Annotated in this window: 10 protein-coding genes and 1 pseudogene; 3 read left to right on the top strand and 8 right to left on the bottom strand. The window is 71.7% G+C overall.

Annotated features, from left to right (window positions below):
• The coding region (locus WEB03_RS14885; RefSeq protein ID WP_368071705.1) for a nucleotidyl transferase AbiEii/AbiGii toxin family protein at positions 1–641 on the top strand (641 nt) is incomplete at its 5' end.
• Here WEB03_RS14885 and WEB03_RS14880 read toward each other — a convergent pair.
• The 3 genes and pseudogenes from WEB03_RS14880 to WEB03_RS14870 form a co-directional block, all read right to left on the bottom strand.
• A pseudogene (locus WEB03_RS14880) lies at positions 602–865 on the bottom strand (maleylpyruvate isomerase N-terminal domain-containing protein); the annotation flags it as partial. The gene WEB03_RS14885 and the pseudogene WEB03_RS14880 overlap by 40 nt on opposite strands.
• A 105-nt stretch (positions 866–970) precedes the next feature.
• Positions 971–1,177 (bottom strand): hypothetical protein, encoded by a 207-nt coding sequence (locus WEB03_RS14875; RefSeq protein ID WP_368071704.1) that lies wholly within the window; start codon positions 1,175–1,177, stop codon positions 971–973.
• 70 nt (positions 1,178–1,247) lie between these two features.
• Positions 1,248–2,582, bottom strand: a complete 1,335-nt coding sequence (locus WEB03_RS14870; protein ID WP_368071703.1) for a trehalose-6-phosphate synthase — start codon at positions 2,580–2,582, stop codon at positions 1,248–1,250.
• A 178-nt stretch (positions 2,583–2,760) separates the two neighbouring features.
• Between WEB03_RS14870 and WEB03_RS14865 the strand changes: the two genes are divergently transcribed.
• Both WEB03_RS14865 and WEB03_RS14860 read left to right on the top strand, forming a co-directional pair.
• Positions 2,761–3,699 (top strand): ADP-ribosylglycohydrolase family protein, encoded by a 939-nt coding sequence (locus WEB03_RS14865; RefSeq protein WP_368071702.1) that lies wholly within the window; start codon positions 2,761–2,763, stop codon positions 3,697–3,699.
• A 30-nt stretch (positions 3,700–3,729) separates the two neighbouring features.
• On the top strand, positions 3,730–3,966 hold the full coding sequence (locus WEB03_RS14860; protein WP_368071701.1) for a hypothetical protein: 237 nt from the start codon (positions 3,730–3,732) through the stop codon (positions 3,964–3,966).
• 222 nt (positions 3,967–4,188) lie between these two features.
• On the opposite strand, the gene WEB03_RS14855 is transcribed toward WEB03_RS14860, so the two are convergent.
• From WEB03_RS14855 to secF, 5 genes are all read right to left on the bottom strand, one after another.
• Entirely contained in the window at positions 4,189–4,539 is a 351-nt protein-coding gene (locus WEB03_RS14855) for a hypothetical protein (protein WP_368071700.1), read from the bottom strand.
• 62 nt (positions 4,540–4,601) lie between these two features.
• Positions 4,602–5,873, bottom strand: a complete 1,272-nt coding sequence (locus WEB03_RS14850) for an MFS transporter (protein ID WP_368071699.1) — start codon at positions 5,871–5,873, stop codon at positions 4,602–4,604.
• Between the two features lie 141 nt (positions 5,874–6,014).
• Entirely contained in the window at positions 6,015–8,135 is a 2,121-nt protein-coding gene (locus WEB03_RS14845) for a heavy metal translocating P-type ATPase (protein ID WP_368071698.1), read from the bottom strand.
• 117 nt (positions 8,136–8,252) lie between these two features.
• The gene (locus WEB03_RS14840) at positions 8,253–9,782 is read right to left on the bottom strand and encodes a PAS domain S-box protein (RefSeq protein WP_368071697.1); all 1,530 of its coding nucleotides are present in this window, start codon (positions 9,780–9,782) and stop codon (positions 8,253–8,255) included.
• Between the two features lie 63 nt (positions 9,783–9,845).
• Positions 9,846–11,564 (bottom strand): protein translocase subunit SecF (gene secF / locus WEB03_RS14835; protein ID WP_368071696.1); only part of this gene is annotated, 1,719 nt, incomplete at its 5' end.

Here is an 11,564-nt window from a genome sequence, read left to right as displayed (position 1 = left end):
AGTCGAGCAAGGGTGACAAGCGCGCCGTCGCGCTGCGTTACCCGACCCGCCAGTCACTCCAGCCGCTGCGCCACGACGGCGTGCTCGTCGAGATCGGCCATTGGGGTGGCACCTATCCCCACGAGCGCCACGCGGTGCGCAGCTTGATCGCCGAGCACGGACCGAGCTTGGGGATCGACGAATCGGTGGAGGAGTTCACGCCGTTCGAGGTCGAGGTGCTCGACCCGGTCCGGACCGCGGTCGAGAAGCTGATGCTGTTGCACGCCGCCGCGGCGAGCGACGCGGAGCGGCGCTTGGTGGTGGCCCGCCACTACTACGACGTGTGGCGCCTGCTCCAGGATGAACGCATCAGCCGCACACTCGCAGACTCCATGGCGGTGGCGACCATGGCCCGTGACGTCGAGACGTTCACACGTGCGGCCGGCCTGCCCTCGCGTGGGCGTCCGGCCGACGGGTTCGCCGCGAGCGAGGCGTTCGATCCGAACGACCCCGCGAACCAGCCGACCCGTGCGGTGTACGAGACCGTGGTGCTCGACAGTCTGCTGTGGGCAGGATCGGCCCGGCCTGACATCCCGCCGGTCGAGTTCGAAGCCGCCTACCATCACCACCAGGAGACCAGCCGCCCGGTTGGAATCCAATGAACTGAGTCTCCATCAGACCCAGGGCGAATCAGTTGCGCGGTCATCGCGTCGATCATGGGGCCGCCGCTGCGCTTGGCGTCGCTGGTGGCTGCGCGGACCCGCCGGACCATGGCGCTGAACGAGGTGAAGTCCGACATCATCCCGGCGCAGTGCCCCGCGACCGCCCGGACGTCCCACAGGGGGCAGTCGGTCGGCTGCGTCCAGTCGTCGCCCTCGAGGTCCGCAACTGGTCGGCGAGGCGCTGGTACTCCCTCTCGGCGAGCTTGCGGCGCTCGGCCCGTTCGATCGTGGGGAGCTCGTCGACACGCGTGCTGTTCATGGTCGTTCCCTCACCGGTTGGTCGGGCGCGATAGCGCCCGCGCGTGGACGTGGTCGACGTACATGTCGACGTCGTCGATCAAGCGGACCCAGCGGTCCCCGCCGAGATCGTTGGAGAGCTGCTGGCTGGCGATCGACCGGAGGTCGGCCCGGGCCTCACCGACCAGTTCCCAGCCCGCCTGCGCCTCGGCGAACTGGCGGCACCCCTGCGCGAACATCGCGTCGTAGATCGGCTGGCGCGGGTGTGTCGACGGCGAGCGCGCGACGGAGGGGCCGGCGGCGGGACGGTCACCGGGTCGGGGTGGGTCCCTCGGTGATGTCTCGGCGCGGGTCCTCGGCCACCGACCGCTCGAGCGCCCACCAGGCGCCGACGTCGTGGCGGCGCACGCGACCGACCATGGCGGCGAGGTTGCGCCGTGCGAGCTGTTCGTCGGCCTCCAACGCCTCGGCGATGGCTGTCGCGATCCCGGCCAGGTCGTAGGGGTTGCAGGTGATGACCTGGGGGAGCTCGGTGGCGGTGCCGGAGGTCTCCGAGAGCACCAACCGTCCCGGTCGGTCGAAGGCGTGCTGGACCAGGACGTACTCCTTGGCTGCCAGCGTCGCTCCCGCCAGCAGGGGGGTCACCACGAGTACGTCGGCCAGCCGGTAGAGCGCGCCGAGGACGTGACCGGGCACCCCACCGTGCAGGTACTCGATCGGCACCGGACCGCCCGGGAGGGTGAACCTGCCGTTGATCCGCCCGATCGATGACTCGAGCTTGCGGCGCGCTCCCAACGACCCCGTGGGTGTGACGCTGGAGACCACCAGGAACGCCACCTGGCCGTGCAGATCGGCACGGCGCTCGAGGAGCTGCTCGATCGCCGCGAGCTGCTCGAGCAGCCCTCCCGAGGCGTGCTGCCGATCGACGGTCAGCACCAGGGATCGTCCAGCGAGGTGGTCCCGCCAGCGCTCCACCTCGCGGTCCACCGCCGGTCCGCTGGACAGCGCGAGCACCTCCTCGACCGCCACACCCGGCGGGTTCGCCAGCGTTCGCGTGCGACGCCCATCGGCGTGCAGCAGCGCCCCTTTGCGGGCCGCGACGCCGACGTCGTCGAGGTACCGCCCGAACGAACGCGCCAGGTTCTTGCGGTCGCGTTCGCCGGGCAGCGAGATGACGTCCGCTCCCGCAGCGCCGCGCATCAGCTCGGACCGCCACGGGAACCGTGCGAACAGCTCCGGCGCCGGCCACGGCGTCGGCAACCGCAGGGTGATCGCCAGATCGGACCGCTCGCTGCGGAGCATCCTCGGGAGCAGGGCGAGGGCGCTGCCGCGCAGGTAGACGAGCGTCTCGCGGTCGTCGAGCCGGTCGAGCACCTGTGCTGCGGTCCGCTCGCTCGCAGCTTCCAGACCGTCCCACATCGAGGGGTGGGTGACGGGTCGGGTGAGCTGGCCGTGCAGAGCTCGCTCGAGCGTCAGCAGCGCGCGGTCGTCCTTCGAGGTGGACGCATCGATCCACACCCCGTCACCGTCCTGCGCGAGACGGTGCAACAACCACCCGGTGTGATCACGCAGCGCCGGTCCCGCGTGCTCGTCGACGGGAGCTTCGCCGACCACGACGATGCGTTCGAGGTGGCGGCGCCTCACCGTGTGACCGTTCGCGTGCGACCTCGACTCGACACGCGGTTCCCCTCGGCGATCGTTGCGACCCGGCCAGGGTAACCCCGCCGCGGTCCGGGTCCGGTGTGCCCACGAGCCACGACGGGTGCGCGAGCGGTGTGCCTACCCTGGCATCCGTGCGTGTTCGGCGGACGAGGAGGAGAGCGTGACCGCTCCCGGATCGCTCGAGGATCGGCTCACGGGCGCCTTGTTGGGGACGGCGCTCGGCGACGCGGCCGGTGCGCCGTTCGAGGGGACGACGTCGCCGGTCGCCGACCGGGTCGACGCGTGGCTCGGCGCGGATGGCCAGCTGCGCTGGACCGACGACACGCACATGGCCCTCGCGCTCGCCGCGTCGCTGATCGCGACTGGCGGCCGGGTCGACCCGCAGCACCTCGGCGACACGTTCGCCCGCGCGTACGCGGAGGAGCCCTGGCGTGGGTACGGCTCGGGGCCACCGCAGGTCTTCGCCCGAGCCGCTCGCGGCGAGCCGTACGTCGAGGCGGCAGCGGCCCTGTTCGGTGGATCCGGATCGCTCGGCAACGGCGGCGCCATGCGGGCCGCGCCGGTCGCCATCGTCGGCTGCCCCGACCTCGCGGAGGTGGCACGGCTGGCGCGAGCACAGGCTGCGGTGACCCACGCCCACCCCGAGGGCCAGGACGGGGCGGTGCTCGTCGCTGGGGGCATCTGCGCGATCGTCGGCGACGAGGATCTCCGCGCCGGACCGGTCGATGCGCTCGAGCAGGTCGGGCAGCACCTGCGCACCGCCGAACTGAGGGACCCGCTCGATGCGCTCGTCGGGGTGGTCCGCTCGGGGGGTGACCTCGATGAGGCGATGGCCGGCCGGTCCACCGACGTCACCGCCGCCGGGTCGGTGCCCGCGGCCGTCGCCAGCTTCCTGCTCGGCGGCGACTCGGTCGTCGACGTGATCCGCTCCGCCATCCTCCTCGGCGGAGACACCGACACGGTGGCGGCCATGGCCGGAGCGCTCGCGGGCGCGGCCTACGGTGCGAGCTCGATCCCCGCTGCGCTGCTCGACCGGCTCGAAGCACGCGACGACGTCCTCCGCCTCGCCGGCCAGCTGATCGAGGTCCGGACCGCCTGACCATCTCTCCACCCCTCCCGGAGACGGCCGATGCCCACCCCACCGCTGGTGATCGACGGTCGCCCGCGGCCTGCGGCGCTCTTCCTCGCCGTCCACGAGGCCTTCCGCCGAGATGCCGCTCGGGTGGCGGCCGTCGCAGGGAGGGTCGAGGACGCCCCCCGCGCACGCCGGCTGGCCCGCCACTGGGAGCTGTACGCGGGGATGCTGCTCAGCCACCACCACGCCGAGGAGGCCGAAGCGCCCCCACCCGGATGCCGACCTCGGTGAGGCGCTCGGCATCCGGTGCTCCGACGATCGAGGAGACACACGATGAGCGGATCGAAGGACGACGGGCCGACGCTGCTGTCGGGCGGCAACCCACAGATCCCCACGGGCGACGGCGACCAACCCGTCCGGGCATCCACGAGGGCGAGGACGTCGACGAGGACCTGCTGGCCAGCTGGATCGAGCAGGCAGCGGCCATCCCCGGGTGGGACGGCTTCTGATCGGTCACTCGTGAGGACGTGAGCGGCGTAGGGCGCGCAGATCCTGGCTGGCACGCGGTGGCGGGTGCGGCCCGGGGGAGGGGTTGGTGGCCGTCACCTCGGTGCCGCGGCAGCTCCAGCAGTAGTAGACCAACCGGATCCCCGACGGTGTGCGTACGCCAGCCCGGCCGGCCTCCTCGAGCGTCGAGGTCGGGATCCCCTCGATGTCGTCGGACCCGCAGAGCTTGCACTCGAGCCGGAGGTCGCGGTCCCACTGCGTGCCGCAGCCCCCGCAGGTCAGGACGATGGTGTCGTCGTGACGCTCGCCGGTGAGATCGTCGTCCTCCTGGCACGAGGGGCAGGCGACGGTCGGCACGGTTGTCCTCACCTCCGGATGCGAGGACGCCGACGGTAGCGCTGGCGACCCGGGCCCGGCCGTTACGACGCGGGGGTACGGGGACGGGCGGGCGCTCGCGGCACGGGTGCCACCAGCCCGAAGATGCCGATACCGAGGGGCACCACCAGCAGCGCCAGCAGCACCTGCACGTAGCTGCCCGTCAGGTCGCGGCCGAGCGAGAGCGCGAGCGGCCCGAACGCGGTCGAGGCCACGCTGATCGAGGTGACCACGCCGCGGATGGACCCGAGGTTCGGGATGCCGAACAGCTTCGGGAACGACGCTGCCTCGAGGGCGCGGACCGACGCACCCGCGGCGCCGACCATCATCCCGTACAGCCCAGCGGTGATCCCGGGGGAGACGAACGGGACGGCGACCATGGCGCCGCCGAGGAGCAGCATGGAGCTGAGCAGCACCCAGCGAGCCGCGAACCGGTCGACCATCGACCCGACGGCCAGCGTGGCCGTCAGCGCGGCGAAGGTCTGGGGCAGGAAGTTCGCCGCCGCCTCGACCGGGGTGAGGCCCTGCTCGCCGAGCAGGTCGATCTGGTGGAACGCGAGCCCCGTCCCGATCATGCCGGTGGTCGCGACCGCTCCCGCGATCGCCCAGAACATCGGGGTGCGCAGCGCTTCGGAGCGGGTGAAGTTCGGGCCGGTGTAGCCGCGCGGTGCCTCACCAGCAGCGGGCGCCGGTGCGCCATCGACCTGCTGGCCGACGTCGGCAGGTCGATCGATGAGCCCGCGGAACGCGATGGTCGGGATGGTGGTCCACACCAGGACCGCCATCAGCAGCCAGGTGACCCGCCAGCTCGTCACATCGATCGCGAACGCGGCCGCGATCGGGATCAGCGACAGCAGGGCGGAACCGATCGCCGACGTCACGCCGATGGCGAAACCCCGCCGTCGGTCGAACCACGGCGCGACCGACGTGGTCGCGACCAGGCCGAGCCCGCCCTGACCGAACATCCTGATGCCGACGAACCCGAGGGAGAGCGTGACGAGGCCGGTCACCCCGGCCATGGCGGCGAGCACCACGCCGAACGCTCCGCCGACGATCGCCATCGTGAGCCGGGCACCACGGTCGTCGATCAGGCGCCCGAGGTGAGGCATCGCGACGGCGCCGCCGAGGGTGCCGACGAGGTAGGCGATCGAGACCTCCGACCGGGTCAGTTCGAGGGTCGCCATCATGGGGTCGACGAAGACGCTCACGCCGGCGGTCTGGCCGGGACCGCTCATCCCGAGCGCGACAGCGGCCAGCGCGACGATCCGCCAACCGGAGAACTCGGTGGCAGCGCGCGGGGAGATGGGAGCGAGCACGGCGGTGATCCTGGGTGGCGCGGCGAGCGACGACCGCGAGGTGGCCACGACGGTGTGGCAGGTCGGGCCGGAGGGTTCTCGCCAAGGTACCGATGGTCGCGGGCCGGACGGTCGGTCCCGCGACCGCGGCGCGGGCTCCCGTCACCCGATGGTGAGGTCCACCCGTCGGAGCAGCTGCGCGTTGAGCGCGACGACGACCGTCGATGTGCTCATCAGCACGGCACCGACCGCCATCGGGAGCACGAACCCGATCGGCGCGAGCACGCCCGCCGCGAGGGGGATGGCGACGAGGTTGTAGCCGGCAGCCCACCACAGGTTCTGGACCATCTTGCGGTAGCTGGCGGCCGAGAGCCGCCGCACCGCGACCACACCACGGGGGTCGTCGGAGGCCAGGACGATCCCCGCCGACTCGATCGCCACGTCGGTGCCAGCACCGATCGCGATCCCGACGTCGGCGCGGGCGAGTGCCGGCGCGTCGTTCACGCCGTCGCCGACCATCGCCACCGTGAGTCCCCGGGCCTGCAGCTCGGCGACCTTGGCGTCCTTGTCCTCCGGGAGGACCTCGGCGAACACCTCGTCGATGTCGAGCTCGGCGGCCACGGCGTCGGCGACCTGGCGAGCGTCCCCGGTGATCATCACGACCTGGACCCCGGCAGCGTGCAGCTCCTCGACCGCCTGGCGGGAGACCTCGCGGACCTCGTCCTCGAGGCTGAACGCCCCGATGACCTCGCCGTCGCGGACCACGTGCAGCACGGCAGCGCCGCGCTCGATCCACGCCTGCGTGCGCCGGGCGAGATCGTCGGGGACGTCGAGGTCCCGCTCGCGCAGCAGCGCGGGGCCAACGACCGACACGGTCACGCCGTCGACCTCGGCCTCGACGCCGCGTCCGGTCATGGAGCGGAAGCCGTCGGCGACCGGGAGCTCACCGACCTGATCGCGAGCGCGCCCGTGGATCGCCCGCGCGAGCGGGTGCTCGGAGTCCGCCTCGACCGCACCGGCGAACCGGAGCAGATCGTCCTCGGTGACGCCCTCGGCCGCAGCGACGTCGCTGACCACGTGCTCACCACGGGTCAGGGTGCCCGTCTTGTCGAACAGGACCGCGTCGACGGTCCGGATCTTCTCGAGCGCGAGCCGGTCCTTGACCAGCACACCGGACCGGGCGGACTTCGAGGTCGAGATGGCGGTCACGAGCGGGATCGCGAGCCCGAGCGCGTGCGGACAGGCGATGATCAGCACCGTGACCGCGCGGTCGAGCGCGAACGCCGGCTCGCCGAGCAGGACCCACACCAGCGCGGTGATGGCACCCGCGCCGAGCGCCACGTAGAACAACATCGCCGCCGCCCGGTCGGCGAGCACCTGCGTCCGTGATCGCGACGACTGCGCGTCCGCGACCATGCGCTGGATCCCGGCCAGGGTGGTGTTCTCGCCGGTCGCCGTGACCCGCACCCGCAGGCTGGCGTCGGTCGCGACGGTGCCGGCGACGACGCGGTCACCGGTCCCGCGGGCCACCGGCGTCGACTCACCGGTGATCATCGATTCGTCGACGTCCCCGGCGCCGTCCACGACCTCGCCGTCGGCGGGGATCCGGCTGCCCGGGCGCACGAGGACCACGTCGCCCTCGGTCAGTTCGCTCGCAGCGACGGGCTCGACCGTCCCGTCGTCGCGGACGACCTCGGCGTCGTCGGGGAGCAGCTCGGCCAACGCCTCGAGCGCGCCGCGAGCCTGGCCGATGGCGCGCATCTCGACCCAGTGGCCGAGCAGCATCACCGCGATCAGCAGCGACAGCTCCCACCAGACCTCCTGGGAGAACCACCCGAGCGAGGTCGTCATCGAGGCCACGTAGGCCACCGTGATCGCCATCGCGATGAGCAGCATCATCCCGGGCTTGCGGCGACGCGCCTCGTCCACACCACCGGTCAGGAACGGCCAGCCACCGTAGAAGAAGATGATCGAGCCGAGCACCGGACCGATCAGATCGGCGCCCGGGATCTGCGGCGCGGTGTACCCGAGCAGTTCCTGCACGTGGTGCGACCAGATCACGACCGGGATCGCGAGCACCACCGTGAGCCAGAACCGGTCGCGGAACATCGCTGCGTGGTCGCCGTGCCCACCGTGATCGCCGTGCCCACCGTCGTGACCATCGTGGTCGCCGTTGCCACCGCGGTCGTCGTGACCCGCGTGGCGGTCGTGGCTGCTGTGCCCTCCGCGGTGATCCTCAGCGGCCGGATCGTCGTGCGGGGTGTGCGGGTGTGCGGTCGCCATCTCATCTCCGGACCTGAGGCGCGTCACCTCTACAATACTGGTGGGGGGTATCGTGTCAACTCCTGCCCTCGGATCACGGCATCAGGCCCGATGGCCGATCGACACCCGCCGTCGAGGTCAGGCCGGCTGGTGCAGCCCGGCGACCGCGTCGCACACCTCGCCGAGGTTGCCCCGCTTCTCGAAGTAGGCGTCGGCGCCGGCGGCGAGCGCGCGTTGCTCCATGGCCGCGGCGGGGTAGCCGGACAGGACGAAGATGCATCCGGCGGTCCGCCGCTCGCGGATGAGCCCGGCGGCCTGCAACCCGTCGAGCTGTGGCATCGACAGGTCGAGCAGCACGAGGTCGGGACGGTGCTGCTCGCACAGCTGGACCGCCGCCTGGCCGTCGTTGGCCTCGCCGACCACCTCGATGCCGGGCAGCCGCTTCAGCCGCAGCTGCAGCAGCAGTCGCAGGTCGTCGGCATCGTCGGCGATGACCACGCGGAGGGTGCCGTCGGTCGCGCGCGGTACCTCGTCCGCTGGGAGAGGGGACGTCGGCTCGGCGACCGGTGGCGCGTGGCTGGGGCTGGTGCGCACCAGGCTGCCCGGTTCGTCGGGGAGGTCCTCGAGCAGGTCGCTCATGATGGTGCGAGCGGCGGTCAACGTGCGTTCGGCAGCTCGACGTGCCGGCTCGGGGACGGACTCGTCCTCGAGCTCCCACAGGAGCGCGACCAGGCCTTGCACGACGTTGTCGTTGAGTTCGAGCGCCTGGCGTCGGCGCATCTGCGCCTCGGCGACCCGTCGCGCGTCGATCTCGGCCTGCCGGCGCTGCGTCGCGTCACGGACGAAGGCGGCCACCACGCCCGCGTCCTCGCGGTCGAGCGGACTGAGAGCGATGTCGACCGGTACCAACCTGCCATCGGCGCGGCGGGCGTGGAGGTCGGTCCCCGCCGACATCGGTCGCACCGTCGGGTGCTCGGCGTAGCCGGCCCGCAGCTGCGCGTGGCGCCCACGCGTGGGGTCGGGGACCAGATCGTCGACCGACATCCGGGTCATCTCGGACGCGGTGTAACCGAAGAACCGTTCCGCCTGGGGGTTGACCGACGTGATGCCACCCGTGGCGTCGACGACCACGATCGCGTCCGGTGACGACTGGATCAACGTCTCGAAGCGGGAGGCCGCGCGCCTCGCGTTCTCACGCGCGGTGCGTTCCTCGGTGACGTCCCGGCAGACCCCGCGCAGGCGGACCGGACGCCCCGACTCGTCGGAGAGGACCTTGCCGTTGGTCAGCAGGATCCGCACGTCCCCGTCGGCCCGGACGATGCGTTCCTCGGTCTCGAACGGTGCCAGCTCACGGACCGCTCGCTCGTGGACCTGGCGGATCCGGGCGCGGTCGTCGGGGTGGACGCGTTCCATGAACCGGTCGTAGCTCGGGGGGAACTCGCCGGGATCGTGGCCGTAGATCCGGAACAGGGCGTCGGACCAGGTCAGCTGACCGGTGATCATGTCCCAGTCGTACGACCCGAGGCCACCGAGCTGTTCGGTCGCCGCGAGCTGCTGTTCGGCGTGTCGGGCCCGCGTCTCCGCGTCCATGTGGGACGTGGTGGGGGCATCGGCCGAGCCGTCCGCACGCGACGCCGACGTCGGGTCGTCGGGCTCACCTCGGCTCACCAGCTCGTCCTCTGACCACCTGTCCCCGCAGCTGCCACGCGCCGACTCTACTTCGGGGGCGCCTCAGACGCGCGCGCCGTCCTTGCGCTTCGGGGGCTTGAGGCCCTTGGGCTTGCCGTCGTCCTCGTCGGGTCGGGCGTACTTGGCCCGGAGGCGCTCGAAGGTCAGCAGCAGCGGCGAACCGACCAGGAGCGAGGAGTAGGTGCCGACCAGGGTCCCGACGAGCAACGCCAACGCGAAGTCGGTGAGCGTGTCACCACCGAGGAAGAGCAGCGCGAGCAGGATGAACCAGGCACCCATACCGGTGTTGACCGTGCGGGGGAGGGTCTGCAGCGCGGCTTGGTTGGTCACGTCCGCCAGGGGCCGGTCGGGTTCGAGGGCACGTCGTTCCCGGACGCGGTCGAAGATGACGACCGAGTCGTTGATCGAGTACCCGACCACGGTCAGGAGGGCAGCGAGGAACACGCCGTCGAGCTCGCGGCCGAGCCAGACGAAGACGCCGATCACGATCGCGACGTCGTGGAACATGGCGATGACCGACGCGGCGCCGTAGGTCCACCGGAAGCGCACGGCGAGGTAGAGCAGCTGACCGACGAGCGCGAGACCGAGGGCGATCAGGGCGCCGCGTCGCAGCTCGGCGCCGATCGTCGGGCCGATGAACTCCTCGCGGAGGACGTCGAGCTCGCCACCACGCTCCGCCACCGCATCGACGATCGACCGCTGCTCGTCGGCCGTGAGCTCGGTGGTGCGGATCGAGATCTGATCGTCGGCGCTGGACTGCACGATGGCGCGCGGCAGGCCGCGGTCTACCAGCTCGCCACGGAGCTGGTCGACGTCGACCGGGTCCTCGGTGCGGTACTCCAGGAGCTGACCGCCGGTGAACTCGAGGCCGTACTGGACCCCCTGGGTCCCGATACCCACCAGCGACAGCAGCACCGCGCCGGCGGCGATCGACAGCCACAGGCGGGACCGTCCCATCAGGTCGGGCTGGTGCTCATCGAGCCACCGGGCGACGCCCCGCCACGCCGTCAGCCCGAGCAGCTTCTCGTTGCTCCCCAGTCGCTTCGAGCTGACGACCCACTCGATGATGACCCGGACGATGACCAGGGCCGAGAACATCGACACCAGGACACCGAGCGCGAGCGTGATACCGAAGCCCTTGACCGCGCCGGAGGCGGTCGCGAACAGCAGACCGGCGGCGATGAGGGTCGTGACGTTCGAGTCGATGACGGCGCTCAGCGCCTTCTCGAACCCGGTCTTGGTGGCGGTGCGGATGGTCTTGCCGAGCGCCCGTTCCTCCTTGGCGCGCTCGAAGACCAGCACGTTGGCGTCGACCGCCATACCGATCGCGAGCACGAAACCCGCGATACCGGGCAGGGTCAGGACCGCACCGAGCGAACCGAGCAGGGCGTAGGCCAGCAACCCGTAGCTGGCGAGCGCGATGCCGGTGATGAGGCCGAGCAGCCGGTAGGCCGCGATCAGGTAGAGGGTGGTGAGAGCCACACCGATGAGCGCGGCCCACAGGCTCGCCTGGATCGCGTCCTGGCCGAGGGTCGGGCCGACGGTGCGCTGTTCGACGACCTCGACCGGGACCGGGAGCGCACCACCTCGGATGAGGAGGGCGAGCTCGGTGGCGCTGGCTTCGTCGAAGTTGCCGGTGATGGTGGTGCCACCGTCACCGAGCCCCTGCCCGCAGGGGATCTCGACGGCGACCTGGGGTGAGGAGATGACCGCATCGTCGAGCACGATGGCGACGCGGCGCCGGGGGTCACCGGGCGGCTG

Source organism: Nitriliruptor sp. (genome assembly GCF_040882075.1).
GTDB lineage: Bacteria > Actinomycetota > Nitriliruptoria > Nitriliruptorales > Nitriliruptoraceae > Nitriliruptor.
Note: the sequence above shows the minus strand (reverse complement) of the source record. Positions and strands in the feature narration are given on the sequence as shown.